We start from the raw sequence: 17,648 nt of genomic DNA on the forward strand, positions 1-17,648 counted from the left end.
GAGGCAGCTGGAAACGCCGTCAATGCCAATCCAGCTCATGCCACTGCCTACGGAAGTGGCAATGGCACCTCCGCCAACGCACTTGATAGCCCGCTGGGTGACCTGCTGCTCCATGCCCATGCCCCAGGAAAGGCCGCCTACTGCCCCGGAGATAACCGTGAAGCAAGCAGGAATCGGGCCGGTCATCAGGTCGGTGAACATCTGCACCGGCTTCTGCAAGGGTGTCACCTGAATGTTGGACGCTGAATTGCAGAATCCCACATCAGGCACGGCCACCATCGCTGCCATCAGCCCCAATTTGAACATGAAAGCCTTGTTTTCCTTGGCAAAGATGAGTGCCTTAGCAGCCGCAGTGGCTCCCTTCTTCTTGACTTTTTTGATAGAATCCATGTACATGTTGAACTTACCTCCTTTTCTATCCAAGCATAATTTTACGAGAGAATTTGCCCCGCAAACTCTACGATGTTTTACTCAGCCGATTTTCTCGATGTCATAATCCCCGGTCTGTTTGTTGTAACCATTCACCAGAATGATGTCCTCAATCAACCGCTTGGTGACCTTCTTCCGCAGATAGACCACCACATCCACGGCTCTGCCCACCGTTTCCTTCTGGGGGGTCATAGAGACACGGGAGGTCAGTTCTTCTAAGCGGGATAGGGTGTCATAGGCCGATTCGCTATGCACCGTACAGCAGCCACCCCGGTGGCCTGTTGACCATGCCTCCAGCAGGGTCATGGCCTCCTTGGAACGTACCTCCCCTACCACAATCCTGTTGGGAGACTTGCGGAGGGTGATTCTAAGCAGCATATCCATATCCATGTTTGGTGGAGCGGTCTGCAGCTTCACATGATTGGGTGCCTTACAGCGAAGTTCCGAGGTGTCCTCGATAATCACTATCCGCTCATTCATCTGGGAAATCTCAGCCAGGATGGCATTCAGGAGGGTGGTTTTACCTGAAGCCGTGCCCCCGGCAGCAATGATGTTCTTATGCTCCCGGATGGCCGTCATGATGGTCTGCCGCTGCACTTCCGTCATGGTGCCCTGTGCCACATAATCATCCAACGTGAAGAGCTTCTTGCCGAATTTGCGAATATTGAAAGACGGGGCTTTCACAATCGGTGGCAGCTCGCCCTGAAAACGGCAGGAGCTAAAGAGCCGGGACGCAGGAATCTCTGCCTCTAACTCCGGGAAATCTGCCGGGACTACCCGGCCAGCCAGCGAACCCACATTGTAAATAAGTTGCTTGGCTATATTGGCACTCATGTTGATGGGGCTTTCCACCAGGCCCCGGTCATGGGTATCTATCCAGATGTGACCGTCAGGGTTGAGCATGATTTCCGTAATCGTCTCATCCTGCATATAGGCCATCAGCTGCGGCCCCATGTTAGATTCAAGCATCTGCACATAACGTTCATTGACCAGCTGTGTATTCGCCATCAGCCCACCTTCTTGCTCTGTTGGTATTTCTGCCATTCTTCATCGTCATCCAAGCCATACTCATCATCGTCATCATCCCCTTCATCAGCTGGTGCTTCTACCTTGTCCGCACCTTCTGGCCGTGGCCTTTCTTCAAAAGGTTCTGCTGGCTGTCCAGACCCTTGGGTTCCGCTATGGTCTTCATCTTGCGGTTCTTCAGGTCTGTCAGGCTCGACAATTTCAGTGTTTCCTGCTTCTTTTTCATCTGCTGCCTCCTGTGACATTGGCCTTGGCCGCCTGTGAGGCTGACGGCTCACGCATATAGCCGCCTTGGCAAAGGCCTCAGCCTCCTGCTTTCTCTCTGCTTCCGTAAGCTGGCCTTGCTTCCGCTCTTCCTCCATAGGTTGGGCTGGCTCACTCGGTGCCTGTACCTCTTTTTCTTCCCCAACCTCAGGCTCCACAGGTGCCAGATTTTCAGGAGCCATATCGAGCACTTTATTTTTAGCTTTTTCCTCCTGCTCTCCACCCTCTGGCCGTGCCCCGGCCTCTTTCTGCAAGGATTTTTCGGCTTCCAGACGAGCAAGCTCAACCTTCCGGCGTTTTTCCTCCTGTGACCGGCGTTCCGGCTCATGGATAGCGAAAAGCTGGCTGTAATCCTTGACCTCAGTGCAAGTATCAGAAAAAGGCGGTGCCTTCACCGATACACGCTTCACAAAGTATGGTTCCTCGTAAAAGCGGATCTTGTCGGCAAAGATTGGCCGCTTGCCGGTGACAAAGACCAGTTCCTTCTTCTCGTCCATGCGGGAAGCCTCGTCCGGGGTCATGAGCTTTCTGGCGTTCTCAGATACAGAGGTGTTCTTCTCGAAGAGCTTGCCGGAACTGGATATGCTGCTGGTGGTAATGGTAGCATCCCCCAGCTTGTCCGAGAGCATCCTGGCTGAATCGTTGTCTGCCGGTGTGTAGTAGATCTGCACATGGCAGTTGGCAGCAATGCCGTTCTCCTTGGTATAGAGCTGGTTAAGCTGCCCAATGTTCTGAGCTACAATGCAGATTTTCACGCCGTAACCAGCACAGATAGCCAGCTGGTTTTCTATCTGCTCCATCTTTCGGAGCTGGGGAAATTCGTCCAACATTAACAGCAGTCGCTGCTTCACCACATTGGTAGTGCCCCCCCCTTCACCGAAATCCATATCCCGGACGAGCTTCGACATCATGGTACTGATGAACAGCCTTGTGAGAGGACGCAGCTTCTCTACATCGTTGGGCTGCAACACAAGATAGAGAGAAACCGTCTGCTTGGGGTCTAAGAGGTCACGGACGGTGAAATCCGAAATGGCCGTATTGGCCTTGATAAGTGGGTTCTGGTACAGGTCAAGGCTAGTCTGAGTAGTCTGCATGATGGAAGCCCTTGTTTCCTTGGCACCGTTATACATATTGCTGGCACTTTCAGCCACCTTCGGATGCACCAGCAGGTGATACCACGGAGATTTGGCATCAGCCATGGATATACCCATGTCAATCTCGCTTTTGTCCTTATAGCCCGAGATATCGGGAGCCTCCCAGTTCAGCTTATCTTCCGGCTTGCATTGCTTCTCATACTCCACAATGGCCAGCCGCAAGTCCTCCAAGGTTTTAACCTTGAACCATTCCTCCGTGTCTGGCTGTATTCCCAAGGCCTTTTTATAGGGCTTCAGGTCGGGTATGTACTCCCCGTAGATCTCCTTCAGGGGATTACGCCACTTTTTCTTTAGCTTGCGGACTAGCTTTCCCTCTTCATCCAGCCGGGGCTTGCCATTTTCGTCCATGACATTTTCCCATTCCTCAACCTCCATGAACTCCTTGGGGCTGATATGGGGATATATCTTCATGTTGGCGAAAAGATGGTCGGTGTCCATGTTGGGAGAGGACAAGAAGCTCATAACATCTGAGGGATTGGGCAGGTCTTTGCCCTCCTGATAATGCTTGTACAGAAGGTGCATGATAACCCCCTTAACCAAGGCCACCGCCGAATTTTCCCAGAAGGGATCACCGCCGCTTTTTTCGCCGGTCTTGCACATCATTTCCGCAATGGTGGTCACATCATCCATTTCATCCGTGCTCTGGAAATTGATTTCCGCAAAGGGATTCCACCGTGCCCCGGACCCGTCTTTGCAAAGTGGTTCAAACTTCATGACCTTCTGCTTGTGATGCTTCTTTCGCCAGCCGGAGGTCATGTTCCATAACTCCGCTTTCGGGTCAAAGAAGAAAATGGAGTGTTTCCAGATTATCCCCGTGGGGGTAATGACACCCACACCCTTACCTGAACGAGTAGGAGCCAGCAGCAGGATATGTTCGGGGCCATCGTGGAGCATAATCTGATGGTTATAGGGATTTCTGCCGCACACCACGCCATTTTCCTCGGCGTTGAGCTTGGCTTTTTTGATGTCCTCCGCCGTTGCCCAGGCCGCCGTGCCGTGGGAGGTACGCTGCTGGTATTTCTTGCTGATCATGTAGCCAATGCCGCCTCCTATTAAGCCCCCGAGGTAGAGGTCAAAAAAGTGAGCGTTCATGACCTGGGGTGTAATCTGTGCCATAATCTCGGCGTTTTTCTTCCATGCCACCATGCCAAAGGGCTGATAGATGGCAATGCTGCCGATGTGAAGGCCGCCAAGGTACTCTGCATAATGGCAATCGGCACCCACTTGCTGGGTGCCGTACCATGAGCCGAGCAGGATGCCTATGAGCACAACGCCGATGATGTAGAGCATCACCTTTGTCTGTAGCTGTCTATCTTCCACGCTCACCCCTCCCTCAGATACCAAAGGAAATAGGCTTGGTGACGAAGATATTGAACTGCTGCCCAGGAGCAATGGTGACAGTGTTCTGCTTGTCTGCACCCTTCTTGAAGAGGGTGGAAGCCGTCTGCATCAGGTTCGCCAGTGCCCCCTGCATGGCCAGCTGGCCGCCGGTGTAGGTGTTCTGGGTGGAAACATTGCCGGAAGCGTAGGAGCCGAGAGCAGCCAAGGCTGAAGCAAACATGCCGCCGCCGACTTTGCTGCCGGTATGGTGGTTGACCTTACCATGGAGGCCATTGTAACCATTGCTGTCCAAAGCGACTAGGCTGTCTCCCAGGTTATAGGATCCACCGTTTGCCATGACGAGAGTGGTGAATACCAGACTTACCCTGCCGGTAGTTGCCGCCTCCCCCTGCTCATAGCTGCCCACCAAGGTGCTGCCAGCCGGAATCAGGAGCCTTGTACCTGTGGCACTATCGAAGACATCTGCCTGAACCTCTGCCGTAATCTGTCCCGGGGTGTCCGTGTTGATGCCGGAAAAGAGCATGGCCGGGATAACCGTACCGGCTTGGAGGATCGTGTCACTGGGAGCTGTATAACCCACCTGCACGAGGCCGGAATTCGCCGAACCGCCATTCATCGCCCCTGCCGGAGCAGGTGCTCCAGCTTCAGCCGTGACCATATCTGTGTTATTGCCCCCGCTTCTGCCCAGAGCAAAGTCTATGGCACTTTTGAAGCGGTCTTCCATGGCTTTCTTGGCCTGTTCCGCTTCCCGTTCTTCAGCAGACTGGACAGCAGGAGCAGCATTTGCCTGACTAGGCAAAGCCACGGGAGCGGAATACGGAGCCTGCGGAATAGCCGGTATGGTCATATTCGCCCGGGCTTGTTGAACCTGCTGGGGATTATTTGGATTATCTCCATTCTGCCCATTAACCTCCGCATTGCCGGAATTATTGGGATGGCTACCCGGTTTTCCCATCTGCTGACGTCTGGGATCTAAAAGTTGGTCATAGCTGCCCACTGCATTTTTGTCGTTTTTCATCAGGCCGTCAGGATTGGCAGCCGTTTCCTGTGTCTGCTGGGGCTTTTCTTGTGCCTTGTCATTCTTGTCTGTAATGTTGAAGATAGTAGCCATGCCAACCACCAGAAAACCGCCTACAACAACTGCTGTGACGATTTTGCGGTTTATGCCGAAGACTGTGCCATGGCTTCCACCGTTCATGCTGACCTTGCCAGGGCTTTTGTCTGCCTCGTCCCCATCAAATTCAGTCTCGTCGTCTACATCATCCTCGTTCTTTTTCCCCCATCTACGCTTGAAGAATGTCTGGGCATTACCTAAAAGGTTGTTCATGTTCTTCCCCCTTACTTGCCGTGCCTAATTGTGATGATTTCACTGTCAGAAAGGCGAATCTGGGCCCTGTCAAAGACCTTTTCCACTATGAAGTAGTTGTCCTTGACCTTGTAATTGGTGATTTTCATATCCTTGGTGCCCTTCTCCTTGATGAATAGGGGGTATTTCCTGGCTACCATCTTGTCGAACTTGATGAATGTCTTTTCTCCATCCGAGAAGACCATGGAAGGACGGCTGGAGCTTTCCCCGCCGGACACATGATAGCTGAAATCCAGATTAGCAATATTGGTAGCGGCTACTTGCCCCGTGGTAAGACGGTCTTCCTTTGCCATTTCCATCAGGCCATTTGCCATATTCTCCGCCTCATAAGTCCAAATGACCATGGGGTTATACCAGTTGGAGGTGTTCAGGATAAGCTGGTATGAGTGCTTTTCCGTGGTGACAATAAGGTTGGTGGTGCTGGTTTCCACTACCGGCTTGATGTAAAGGTGAGGGACCCCGTCCACGGTGGAGTTGATCACTGTCCAGCCTACCGTGTCACCGCCTCCCACAAACTTGATATTCTCCCCCTTGTGGAAAGCCAGGTCTGTCAGATAGCCCCGACGGCAGTAGATTTTATAAAGCTGGTTTGGAGCATAGGCAAAAACCATGGTTGAATTGCCCTGTGCATTGATAGCATCCTGCGTGTAGCTGGGAGTGCTGCCATCGCCTCCCGGATAAACCAGATATTTCTCCGTGGCCGCCGTGCCATAGTAGCCGTCTGAGGGATCTTCCATGAATCTTTCCATTTCCTTGTTCTTGTACTGCACATCGTCCAACGCCTCCATGATACGGCTCTGGGCAACAGCAGAACTTTCCATCTGCCTGTGCAGTTCTTTCAGTTCCTCGGTAATCTCCCTGATGGCGGCAGTATTGGCCTCGCCGCTCTTGTCTGCCTCCACGGCTTTAAGCTTACTTTCCAAGGCCGTGAGCTTATCCTGCACTTCCTTCTGGTTTTTCTCTGTCTGCTGTGCCTCTGCATTTACATCAGATGCCTTGGCAGCCTCCACACTCTGCATATAGGGCATGGCAAAGGTGCTGCAAAGGAGTGCCCCGCAGATGATCTTCTTCAGTTTGCTATTCAACATTTTCTATACCTCCATAAATTTCATATGACCGTCTTGGTTGAAATCAACTTTTCTTTTTGCTTTCGCTTCCGCTGTTGACCTGGCTGGCATCATTGGAGAAGTCAAAGCCAGTGATGAACAGCCCCAAGGGATTCACCTGCAGGGCATCCCCCTCCACCGGCAGCATGGTATAGGAGAACACGCCGCTCATGTTCCGGGTCTTCTTGTCCCCAGAGCGGATGCCGTACTCTTCCTCCGTCCACCGCACCTGATAAGATGTCTCAGAATCCGGCACCTTCTGAATTGATACAATGTGAGGCGTTACCGTGCAGTTGCCGAATTTATCATCGAACTTCTCATTCTGCTTCACCATTTCATACTTGTTGGCTGCATTGGTAGTGAGATAGGCCACCGCTTCCCGCTGGTCATTGGTCTGGGCTACAGGGTCGAGAACCACGGAACGGGCGTTCAGGACAAACTTGGTGATGAAATACTTCTTCTCGGCCTCGCCGGGAGTATAATCTGCCCCCGTGAAAGCCCCGGCTTTTTCTACTTCCCCGGTGTTCTTGTCTACCGTCACCACATAGGGAATGACCTGTGTTTTGAGGGACTGAACCACAAGGCCGCCAGCCAACACCAGACAAGCAATCCCCATGAGGATTGTTGCCCTTCGCCAGTTATAGGCCTGTGTCACCGCACTTCCTACTCGTCTGTCCCAGACAGCCGCAGCCTTTTCTGCCGGAGTAGCAGGATTAGAGCCTGCCGACTGGTTATATTTTTCCGGCCTTCTAAACATCTTTTGAATCGACATAAATTCTTGCCTCCTAATCACTTGTCATTTTCTATGCCATGGGCAAACATGATCTCCCCACCACCAAGGAAAGCGATTTTTGCCTCCTTGTTTTCTGCAGGGGCAGGCTCTGCGACCTTAGCCGGAGCACTTGCCACTGCTGGCTGATTTTGTGACGTTGCGCGAGGAATACTAGGCAACGGCAGCACAGGACGGGGCTGGGACGGTGGAGAAACTATCGGGATGGCTGGCAGATTACGGTAATTGCCGCCTTTGTTTCCTGCCTCATTTGTTTGGGAACCAGTCTCCGAAGCCGTTTCCACAAAGGGATTAACTCCCATATCTACACTTGCCTGTTCAACTTGTCCAATTTGAACAAGTTGAATATCATCCGACTTATATTCACTTTGTTCAATTTGGACAAGTGCTTCCTTCTCCCCGTTTGGCTGAGTGCTTCCTGTCAGAAACATCATTGAAAACAACCCCAAAGCCAGTATGCCAATCACGCTGGCACTCTTTCTTTTCTTCTCTGCAAGCCTAAACATACATGTCCCTCACTTTGTATAAATCTCATAGACCACATGAGCCTGAATCTTGCCCTTTTCCATATTCATAGCCAGTCCCTTGATACCCACCAAGGCATCACCAGATCCGAAATTCTTGAGGAAATTCACCATATTGCCCCAATCCCCGCTGACATCCAGCTCACAGAGCCGTCCATTTTCGTCAGCGTGGTCAGCTGACCCCAAAAGATTCAACTGATTCCCCTGTGCGGCAAAGATAATCCTACTCTTGACCTCCTTGGCCTGTTCTGCTGTCACCGGCCTGAGCTTTTCACTGTTGAGCCTGTCGGCTTTTTCCTGCCATTCCTCTATGGTATGGGTCATGACGGCAATCTGGCCGTGCCTCTCTTGCTGGCTGTGAAAGGTATGAATCGTGTAGCCCGTCATGGCAATGAGGGCCACTCCCAGGATACCAATAACGGCTGCAAAGCCTCGCATCTTATCTAAAATCCCTGCCATTTATCTTGCCTCCCCCTTCTGTACGCTGAGAACTGCATTGATGCTGCCATCCGGGTTTCTTTTGGAGCTTGCAATAGCCACGCCGCTGAAACTATCACTAGCCGTGAGATTGTTCATGTATTTCTGCAATGCTTCCTCATTTTTCGCCTGAACAGATACGTTTGCCCAGCTGCCATCTTCTGCCCCGGCCTGCACTGCCAAGGTTTCAAAGCTGACTTCTGCCGGTCTGCCTGTCATCAGAAGCGACAGTGCCTTGAACGCATCTGCATTTTCTCTCTTGGCTCTATCCGTCACCCTCAGTTCCGTCTCCAATTCTGCCATGCTCTCCTTGGCTGCCTCATAATCCACCACAAGGCTTTCTGCCGGTCTTACGCTTGTCATACAAAGACAGGCCACTATTTCAGCGATTATGACCGTGACCATCACTGCCGTCACTATGGCGATGTGGCTCCGTTTGATTCCCAATGCTTCTGCTTCCATTTGCCCCTCCTATACCGCTTTCATCCATCTTTCCAGATTATTGGCCTTGACTGTGCCCAGCACCCAGCCAGTCGCATTGTATAGGCCAAAGTTTTCCTCTTCCACCAACCGGCAGAAACCAGCCAGCTGACGGATAGCCGCAGAAGTCAAGACTTCCGTTTTCTCTAAGTCCACCTGCACCTTCTGGCAGCCTCTTTTCAGACAATCCTTCAGTTCTGCCTCTACCTTGGGGCAGATGGTAAACATATACGCCCCCGGCACCTTTATGACAGCCTTGTCCTTCTGCTTGCTTACAAAACTCAAAGAAGATCCTCCCCCTCTATGATTACGCCGTTCTGCTCCAGCATGAACCTTGGTACTATATCCTTGATTTTCTTCGAAATATGCCCCGGCTTATATGGCCTTGTGGCACAAAGGGTGACACTTTTGCCGGTCACATCTAAATATAGACATTCCACCGCCATGAGCATGGTGAAATAGCCTCGACTTTTTTGGGTTCCTTTGATTATGTCTGCCCATTCCTTTTCCCGCTGGTGCTTATCCCTGGCCATCCTGCCAAGCCTCTGCCGATAAGCCAGCACATCGAACTCCTTTGTATCTGCCGTAATCTTGACGGTAATATCTGATTCAGTAGCCACAAGGTCAATATCTATGGCCACCTCTTCCGGGCTTTTCCGGGCGTACATGGCAGCATTCTGGACTGCTTCCACTATGGCCATGGCAAAGTGACCTTCCCTGTCCCCCAGTGTTTTATCCAAAGTGTCCTTTATAGGTGGCAGGGCTTCTTGGAAGAACGCATCATAGCCCGTCATGTGATAGTGCTGTATCTCTCTGTCCTGCAAAAAACTTCCTCCTTACGGCATCCACGTTCCTGTGAGCAGGGGAATCACCCTTGCCGTGATATTTGTAATTGGCACCGTACCTGTGTACCTGCCATCAAAACTTCTTGGATTAGTGCCTATGGGAAGGAACTCTCCTTCCGGCACAAGGAAAATGCCCCGAAGAACCGGCATCGGTCTCCCCTCACGATCTTCCGAGTAGGCCTGACCGATATATCTTCCATTTGCCTCGAACTGCAAGGTGTTCGGCTCTATCTCATAGCTTTCCCCGGCCACAGCCCCCACCTGCTTCAAAAACCTCACTCCGGGAGAAAGCCAGCCTCGCTCAAATGCCACATCCGTAATTGCTTCCGTTGGCTCAAAGACCACATAATCCCCATCCTGCAACTCCCGCAGGGGCATCCGCAGATAAAGGCCACGGGGAAGGCTGTCAGTATGGTTGTAGTAAAGCACCCGGTACTCTGCCGGGAGCCTGGGCACATAGGATAAGCACCGCCAGAGGCCAAGCACCACTACAAAAATCCCTATAACCACCATAAAACGGTGAGATTTCTTCGATGTATCTATCCACTTCAATTCCTATTCCCTCCCGACTACGCTTTATAGTCTAGTGGAAAATTTGCTTCGCAAACTCTTCGATGTTTTACTCAAGCTACAGGTGAATGAATATAGTTATTTTTAATTTGGGATGAATTTCATCCCAAATTGTTTTTTACTTTTGGGATTGACGAAAATCCCTAAAAATGAGCATAAAAAAAAGTGCCCCGTCGGACACCTTGATTATATTTTGAATCATGCTATATATTTTTTGCCCCCATCCATGGCTTTTGAACTTTCTTATCTACAGTTATCCCCTTCAGTCCATCGCTAGGAAGTCATGGTCAGTCTCCCCGAAAATGTAATTATCGGATAAGAACTTTAGAGGGCACAGAGTCATACAGCCCAACACGCAAACCAAGAAGGACGGGACTATTAGTGTTGTAGCCCTTACAGTCTCCAAGAAACTCTTTCCTTTTGCTGCTTCTCTCTTGAGTACTATCCAAAGTAACACCAGAGGAACGCAGCTAATCAGAAGCATTGCCAGCCTTAACATCCTCCCCTCCCCCAAAGAGCGAACAAACATATTTTCATACAATGTTTCCGCCGTGTCACTGGTTATGATGTAGGTAATCACAACGTACAGGCAGAGGCTCTTATGCTTGAAGTATTGATTGAACCGCTTTCGGTTATACAAAACAGTTAAAACCAAAGCAGGTATAAGGGCGACGGGTCCGACAACTATACAGCCAGCCACTATCACCAAGGCACTTGACACAACACAAGGCAATGTCCTGATTAGGAATGACCAGACCCCGTTCATCATATATAGGCAGATTGTCAAAATAAAAAAAGAAATATGCAGAACTAAGCCCACCTTGGACCATAAGTTGCCCCATCCCTGCCCCAATATATCGGTTCCCAGCATCATGAACGACGTTAATTTTATGACCACCAGAAACAGCAGATATTTTCTATATCGCTCTTCTTCCGTAGGAAACCTTCTTTCCAAATCCAGCCAATCTATCAATCTTTGCAGTTTTGTCTCCAATTGCAAATCTCCTTCCCTTAGGCAATATACTTCTGCACCACATCCATGTAGCTTTTGAGGTGCTTATGGACTGTAGACAGTGACACGCCACATCTTCCGGCTATCTGGCTGACATTCTCATTGCTGTGGCAGATTTTCTCGTTTATCACCTGATACCGCACATAGTTCCTGTCCTCTGTGTCTGACTCCCTATAGGCCGCCTGTACCTCCATGAGGGTTTCCAGCAGTTTTCGGTATCTCCGGCGTTTATCCACCAAGGAAGCCAGCCATATCTTGTTATACTCCAACTTTTTCGTCTCTTGAAAAGTGTTTATACGCAAATCAAGAAGATGAATCATGTTCCTTACCACGTTAGGACGGTAGATATCATCCCCAGTCAGGGTATAGCTGTTCATGGTGGCAAGAGCTTGGAGAATGAAGCGGTTCCACTTATGCAGCGTGGCCTCACAGACAAACAGCTCTATGGCAATCCTATGGAAGCTCTTGTCATCCCGGTATCTGGCCTTGACGAAATCCCTCATTTCCTGTGTCAGCCCCATGATGACAATATCCACCATGGCCATGTTTATCTTGTATCGCTGGAGGCTGAGGTAGGTCTGGTAACGCTTGCTGTCCTCCGGCTCCAGCTTGCAGAACCGTGCCAATTGCCCCAGCTGGACTAATTCCTTCTCGCTGGTCTTGAATCTCTGGATAAGTATCTGCTCAGCCACATACAGGCCAAGGTCTGGATTGATGGCGTTCATCGTAGAATGTCCTCCTGCTTCTGCCGGAAACTCGGCGTATCTAACTTTGCCATGTGGCACATTTCTTCAAAGCGTGATGTTATCCTGGCTGACTGCTTCTCATCTATTGGCTTGCCCTGTTTGTCCCTTATTACCAGATAGGATTTCATTTCAGCCATGGAATTGTTCGAGGTTATAATGGTCTGCAAGTCATTGGCATAGCGGTAATCAACCAGCTCTTGCAGGATCCCCACCGACCACTCCGTCCGATTGCTGGCTCCCATATCATCCAGAATCAGGCATTCGGCTTTCTTCACAAGCTCCAGCAACTCACGGCTGTTGCCACCCTTTTCAAAATTTGCCTTGATCCCACTGTATAACTCCGGCAGAGAGACAAACAAAACAGGCAGCCCCTTTTTCAGCCGCTCATTGGCAATTACGGAAGTCAGCTTAGTCTTGCCAGTTCCGCACTTGCCCCATAGATAAAGGCTCCTGCCATCCTGCACAGCCTTTTTTGCAAGGGCTACGGCCCGCATATTGCCCTGTTGTATTGTGAGGTCTTCCCATGTGTCTTCCCTGTATTTCTCAGGTATATGGGCAGCCTCCATCAAGGACTTGAGTTTCTTATCCCTGCTCTTTTGCTGTGTGAACTTGCAGTTGTTGAGAGCCAGATGGACTTCATCATTCCAGCACTCAGCTTTTACCATGAGATTTTTCCACTTGTCCTTGTGCTGGCAGGAACATCCCTCGCAGCAGCTGCACTGCTCCTGTGCTTCCTCCACCTCGGCCAGCTCCCGGTTGTACTCCCGAATCTTCGCCTCGGATAGCTCATACACACCCTTGAGTGGCCTTGGGAAAGGCACCACTTCCCCCTTGGTAAGGTTATCTAGGTTCACCCCACACTTCCGGGCTGTAGAGCGTACATACTCCCTGATATCCCAATCCTCTATGCTTTCCAGTGCTTGCATGGCTATCCCCCTATACACTGATACCGACACGGTTGAAATATTCCTGGGCATTTTCCCCGGGCAGAGGCGGTGGCAACGGATTACCATCATCATCGTATACTTCATCAGGCTCCGGGGCATTCTCTGTCATAGCGGGCTTATTGTTCATAGCAACTGCTCTTGGAGCTTTTTCCCTCCCTTCTTTGTTCCAACGGCTTAGAATAGCCCGCAGATACTTGACACTCACCTCGCCCTTGGCAGACAAGGCAGCCTCTGTGATGGAATCATTGACCTGCTCTGCCTCGTACTCTTTGCAGAGCTTCGCCAGCTCATTGGTGACTACCGGTCCCACCATGGGGGAGATATTATCCCGATAGGACAAGATGATCTTCTGCAAGGGGTCATCCTTCGGGGCTGCCCCTGTGGTAGTAGTCGTAGTATTTTTTTCTCTTTTCAGTCTCTCTATATCAGTATCACTATATATATCAGTCTTATTATGTTTCACTGGTGAAACGGGGGATGTTGCAGGGGTGAAACGGGTCGTTTCATCTACGGAACGGCCCGTTTCACCCCTGCAACGGGTATTCTTACTCTTGAAACGGGGTGTTGCACCAGTGAAACGGGTAGGATTATACTTTGCGCCCTTGATGCTCGTGAGTATTTTCGCCTTGGCCTCATCCATGGAAAGCCTCTCTCCCCTGGAATAGGCCTCGGCAATCAGTTCCTGTGCCTCTTTTTTCAGACGATCCATACCTGCCTTGTTCAGACGCTGCTCGAAATCGTGCACATCAGCCATCGACTTCGGTGGCTCTATGCGATTGATATATATCTTCTGTGCCCCGCTCTTGTCAATCGAGATTGTCTCAATGAGGCCGTACCTTATCAGGTTCTGGAATTCCCGGCTTACAGTAGACTTGCTTATGGCCAACAGTTCAGCCATGAAGCTGTAGCTGAACATCAGGAAAATATCGCCGTTTTCCTCAACCCAGCCGTTATCCCGGGACAATTCCATGCGGTCTTTCAAAAAGGCATAAATCACTTTGGCCGTCAGGCTCAAGCCATCAAAGCATTTATAGCTGAAAAGGCTCTTGGCCAGCTGGTAAAACTGCTCATTATCAATGTCCTGCTCTTTGAATCTCAATCCATCATACCCCTTCATAAAAGCGACAGAAATCATTTCCATAAGTCCAGAGGATTCATATACTGATACGAACCATCGTCCCCTCTGGCAATAAGTTCCAGATGCAAATGCGGCCCCGTCACGTTCCCGGTGGCTCCCACGGCTCCAATAACCTGCCCTTGGCTGACACCATCGCCTCCATTCACATAGATGGCCGACAGGTGAGCATATCTCGTGTAGGCATCCACTGCCGCATGGTAAAGCATGACCTGATTGCCATAGCCATCGCCGAAATTGCCACACTGAACAACCTGCCCATCCCAGAGAGCCGGAACGCCGGAGCCGGTTTCATAGCCCAAGTCTACTCCAGCATGAAATTTCCATGTACCGGTGAGAGGATGAACCCGCCAGCCAAAAGGCGATGTCACAGGCAGGTCTGCTGCCATGGCAAGGCTGGACATCCCTGCCATGATAGCCACAAACAGGACTGCTATCTTTCGTTTCAGACTCATGACATAGCCTCGATTGCAAGGGCAGCAGCAGCCCTTCTCAAATCCCAGAGAGCAGCTTCGGCATTATCTTCCTTTGCCTTGGCCTCTTCCATTTTCCCGGCAGCTTCCTCTACAAGCCGTTGCAGCCCCTCTCTGACCCACTGCCTAGCCTTCGCCTCAGCTTCTGCCATATCAACGCTCTTAGAGGATTCTGGGGCCTCCTTCGGCCATTCTTCTGCTTCAGATGGATCTGATTCATCTTCCTGCGTATTGGCCGCAGGTTCAGCCACAACCTCAATATTGTATGGCTCTTCGTCAGCCTCTGCCTCACCGGGCTTCTCTTTTCTCTGTACTTCTGCCACTGTACCTGCGTTTTCTCCCGTTCTCAGTCCGGCAATATAGGAGGTCTGCTCTTCATCTGACCTATAGGCCAGCTCGTAGAGCACAGATTTTCTCATCAGGCCATCTTCGTAAGCTGTTCTTGCTTCCGGCACCAGATTTTCCAGCATGGTAATTCGCTGCAAAGAGGATGGGGATATGCCCATTATCTCTCTGGCGAAATATGCCCGGAAGTCATTGAGGTGCTTCCCCTCTTCCTTTACTGCCTTGGCCTTTTCCCACAATTTCCTAGCTATAGGCCGCATGGTAACAACTTCATCCAACTTCTCAAAGGGCGTTTTCTCCCTGTAGTCGTTGGCACCAATGATGTTTATGGCCTCTATGTCCTCAGCTGTCAGCTCTTCCGTACCGTCCAAATCCTCTCGCACGATACAGGGCATGACCGCCTTATCTATCTCTCCCTGCTCTAGCCGATAAAGCATGGCTGCCCGCCGTCTTTCCCCGGAAATCAGGGTGTATTTCCCCGGCTCATCATCCTTTGCCACTACTTCCAGCGGCGTGATATGGCCGGTAATCTTCATCCGTGTAGCAAGTTCTTCGACTTCCCTTATCCCGTAGAAGTTCCTGGTGTTGGGTACGATGTCATGAGCGTCTATCAGCTGCACCTCATAGGCACAGTCCTTCAGCGTCACATCCACATTCCTCTGATGTCCTAATATGGCCAACAAGTCTCCTGAGTATCTTTTCATCCGTTCATACCTCCGACATACTACGCTATACCCAGATATTCCCTAGAGAAGTCATATATATCCCTGGCTATCACGCAACTGGGCGAGACTTCAAAAATGCTCTTCTTACCCTGCCTTGCCACATTAAGGGAATTTTTTGCTTCCTTGTTGGCATAATGAATCTTGGTTCTAAACACCGGGAGATGCTTGTTCTTCATCTCGTCAATGCACTGGTAGACAGCCTGATGACCGCTGAAAGCGTTTACGAGAATCCCCGAAAGATTGAGGCCTTGGTTAATCTTCTTCACCTGCTTAATCTGTCCCATAATCTCCTTGGCACCGGCCAGACTATCCTTTTCTGGGAAGGACACGATGATTACATCATCGGTGATGGATAAAGCATTCAGAACTGACATATTGATGTCGGGAGGATTGTCTATAATGCAGAGGTCATATTCCCCGGCTACCTCCTGCAGCGCCTCACGGAGTATTACAGCCTCATTACAGCTACCCCCTTGCATCAGGAGGGCATTGGCTTCAATCAGCCCCGTATCGGCGGCAATAAGATCTATGCCCTCATAGCGGGTACGCTGGATCACCTTACGCACAGGCACATCCCCCATGAGCACATTGGCAATAGTGCCATGCTGCCGGTCTGCCTCAAACCAGTCAGAGGCATTGCCCTGTTTGTCGTTGTCGATGAACAAAATTCTGATACCACTGTCTCTGAACATACAATAAATGACATAAGCAAAATTGGTAGATACCGTTGTCTTGCCCACTCCACCCTTGAAATTTACGAAACTGATAGTCTTCATAGACCTTTGCTCGCCAAAATAGACTTCCCTGTCCAGCACCGGCTTGTTGAAAGAACTTTTGATAACATATGCTTCTATTTTCTCATGAAGACATTCCAGATAATCCAACAATTTGATAAGATTTTTTGTTTCTTCTGGTGCATACTCCACAGTTGGGAGTATCATGGCTATCTGTTTCAGTAGTTCTTTGGAGTTGTTCTGATACTTGCCTATAATCTGTGCCAGGCTGGAAATATCATTCAGCTCAATGATTTTCTCCAGTTTCTGGCAGCGATTAAGCAACTGACTGTAAGCCTGGCGAATCTGCCCATCCTCTAATTCTTGCAGCGATATCACTTCTTCGGCCATTAGGTCACCATACCTTCCCCGTTAGCATTGTTCATCTTTTACATAAAAAAATGTATTTGCACGAACAGAGTTTATCACTACCTCATTAAAAACCTCTTAAAAATTGACTGTAAATTTCATGCAATTAAAAATTTAATCTGCTTTTAATCATTAACTGCTATACTTTCTTAGCACCTAGAAAGGATATAAAAACCATGCTATTAAAAGACAGGATAAAGCTCGTGCGCACAAGCCTGCCGGGAAAAATAACACAGGAACAATTCGCACGGATGCTGGGCACATCCAGACCTGCCATTACCAACTACGAAAGAGGGGCTGTCGTCCCCAAAGACCACTTCTTAAAGCTTATTTGCAAGGAATTCCATATAAACGAATCCTGGCTGAAAGACGGCCTCGGTGAAATGAGGTCCCATGATGACAGCACCTGCCTTGATAAGGTAAAGGCTATTTCTGGTCTCCCTGCCGAGTGCCATAAATTGATAGACTATTACTTGTCCATGGAGCCGCCTGTCCAAAAAACACTGTTGGCCATGGCTAGGGAACTGAAAAACAATGATATCCACCGGTATTACCTATACTGCCGTGCCCCTTGGCTTGACGAGGCAGACCGGGAAGATATACTAAGAAAAATGCAAATTGTGGAGTCGGATCTCATAGCTGAAAAAGAAGCGAACCGTTTTAGGTGAAGGTTTACGATGCTTCATGGAATATACTCCGCTAAAAAATTCGCCGGGCGAATACTTTAGTAAGATAAAGTATTCGCCCGGCG

20 protein-coding genes are annotated in these 17,648 nt (G+C 50.0%); 1 reads left to right on the forward strand and 19 read right to left on the reverse strand.

Annotated elements, in window-relative coordinates; genetic code table 11:
* The 19 genes from P159_RS18415 to P159_RS0105140 all read right to left on the reverse strand — a co-directional run.
* Positions 1–396: hypothetical protein (locus P159_RS18415; RefSeq protein ID WP_037376974.1), on the reverse strand; the 396-nt coding region annotated here is incomplete at its 3' end.
* A gap of 75 nt (positions 397–471) precedes the next feature.
* On the reverse strand, positions 472–1,437 hold the full coding sequence (trbB, locus tag P159_RS0105055; protein ID WP_029542064.1) for a P-type conjugative transfer ATPase TrbB: 966 nt from the start codon (positions 1,435–1,437) through the stop codon (positions 472–474).
* A complete protein-coding gene (locus P159_RS0105060; protein ID WP_029542065.1) occupies positions 1,437–4,193 on the reverse strand; it encodes a type IV secretory system conjugative DNA transfer family protein in 2,757 nt (918 codons plus the stop codon). Before P159_RS0105060 ends, trbB begins: the two co-directional genes overlap by 1 nt.
* A gap of 13 nt (positions 4,194–4,206) precedes the next feature.
* On the reverse strand, positions 4,207–5,541 hold the full coding sequence (locus P159_RS0105065; RefSeq protein WP_029542066.1) for a TrbI/VirB10 family protein: 1,335 nt from the start codon (positions 5,539–5,541) through the stop codon (positions 4,207–4,209).
* 11 nt (positions 5,542–5,552) lie between these two features.
* Positions 5,553–6,668: a TrbG/VirB9 family P-type conjugative transfer protein gene (locus tag P159_RS19145; RefSeq protein ID WP_051650143.1), complete on the reverse strand. Its 1,116-nt coding sequence runs from the start codon at positions 6,666–6,668 to the stop codon at positions 5,553–5,555.
* 43 nt (positions 6,669–6,711) lie between these two features.
* The gene (locus P159_RS0105075; protein WP_072004114.1) at positions 6,712–7,458 is read right to left on the reverse strand and encodes a VirB8/TrbF family protein; all 747 of its coding nucleotides are present in this window, start codon (positions 7,456–7,458) and stop codon (positions 6,712–6,714) included.
* Positions 7,459–7,475: 17 nt separating this feature from the next.
* Positions 7,476–7,982 carry a hypothetical protein gene (locus tag P159_RS0105080; RefSeq protein ID WP_029542069.1) on the reverse strand — a complete coding sequence of 169 codons (507 nt, stop codon included), beginning with the start codon at positions 7,980–7,982 and terminating at the stop codon, positions 7,476–7,478.
* 9 nt (positions 7,983–7,991) lie between these two features.
* Positions 7,992–8,459 carry a hypothetical protein gene (locus P159_RS0105085; RefSeq protein ID WP_029542071.1) on the reverse strand — a complete coding sequence of 156 codons (468 nt, stop codon included), beginning with the start codon at positions 8,457–8,459 and terminating at the stop codon, positions 7,992–7,994.
* Positions 8,460–8,939 (reverse strand): hypothetical protein, encoded by a 480-nt coding sequence (locus P159_RS0105090; RefSeq protein WP_029542072.1) that lies wholly within the window; start codon positions 8,937–8,939, stop codon positions 8,460–8,462. It lies immediately after the preceding gene.
* Between the two features lie 9 nt (positions 8,940–8,948).
* Positions 8,949–9,242 carry a hypothetical protein gene (locus tag P159_RS0105095; protein ID WP_029542074.1) on the reverse strand — a complete coding sequence of 98 codons (294 nt, stop codon included), beginning with the start codon at positions 9,240–9,242 and terminating at the stop codon, positions 8,949–8,951.
* Entirely contained in the window at positions 9,239–9,781 is a 543-nt protein-coding gene (locus tag P159_RS0105100; RefSeq protein WP_029542076.1) for a hypothetical protein, read from the reverse strand. Before P159_RS0105100 ends, P159_RS0105095 begins: the two co-directional genes overlap by 4 nt.
* Positions 9,782–9,793: 12 nt before the next feature.
* Positions 9,794–10,354, reverse strand: coding sequence for a S26 family signal peptidase (locus P159_RS18420; protein WP_051650145.1), 561 nt, complete (start codon positions 10,352–10,354; stop codon positions 9,794–9,796).
* Between the two features lie 280 nt (positions 10,355–10,634).
* The gene (locus tag P159_RS0105110; protein ID WP_029542079.1) at positions 10,635–11,366 is read right to left on the reverse strand and encodes a hypothetical protein; all 732 of its coding nucleotides are present in this window, start codon (positions 11,364–11,366) and stop codon (positions 10,635–10,637) included.
* A 17-nt stretch (positions 11,367–11,383) separates the two neighbouring features.
* Positions 11,384–12,109 (reverse strand): hypothetical protein, encoded by a 726-nt coding sequence (locus P159_RS0105115; protein WP_029542081.1) that lies wholly within the window; start codon positions 12,107–12,109, stop codon positions 11,384–11,386.
* Complete coding sequence (locus P159_RS0105120) at positions 12,106–13,056, reverse strand: ATP-binding protein (RefSeq protein ID WP_029542082.1); 951 nt, start codon at positions 13,054–13,056, stop codon at positions 12,106–12,108. Before P159_RS0105120 ends, P159_RS0105115 begins: the two co-directional genes overlap by 4 nt.
* Before the next feature lie 10 nt (positions 13,057–13,066).
* On the reverse strand, positions 13,067–14,176 hold the full coding sequence (locus P159_RS19150; protein ID WP_029542084.1) for a replication initiator protein A: 1,110 nt from the start codon (positions 14,174–14,176) through the stop codon (positions 13,067–13,069).
* Positions 14,177–14,208: 32 nt separating this feature from the next.
* Complete coding sequence (locus P159_RS0105130) at positions 14,209–14,667, reverse strand: M23 family metallopeptidase (protein ID WP_185753620.1); 459 nt, start codon at positions 14,665–14,667, stop codon at positions 14,209–14,211.
* Entirely contained in the window at positions 14,664–15,734 is a 1,071-nt protein-coding gene (locus P159_RS0105135) for a ParB N-terminal domain-containing protein (protein ID WP_080705925.1), read from the reverse strand. The genes P159_RS0105130 and P159_RS0105135 overlap by 4 nt, the downstream gene beginning before the upstream one ends.
* A gap of 20 nt (positions 15,735–15,754) precedes the next feature.
* On the reverse strand, positions 15,755–16,879 hold the full coding sequence (locus P159_RS0105140) for a ParA family protein (protein WP_051650146.1): 1,125 nt from the start codon (positions 16,877–16,879) through the stop codon (positions 15,755–15,757).
* 194 nt (positions 16,880–17,073) lie between these two features.
* Here P159_RS0105140 and P159_RS19155 point away from each other — a divergent pair, with 194 nt between their 5' ends.
* A complete protein-coding gene (locus P159_RS19155; protein ID WP_051650147.1) occupies positions 17,074–17,565 on the forward strand; it encodes a helix-turn-helix transcriptional regulator in 492 nt (163 codons plus the stop codon).
* The last annotated feature ends 83 nt before the right edge of the window (positions 17,566–17,648 follow it).

The organism is Selenomonas sp. AB3002 (assembly GCF_000702545.1).
Lineage (GTDB): Bacteria > Bacillota > Negativicutes > Selenomonadales > Selenomonadaceae > Selenomonas_B > Selenomonas_B ruminantium_A.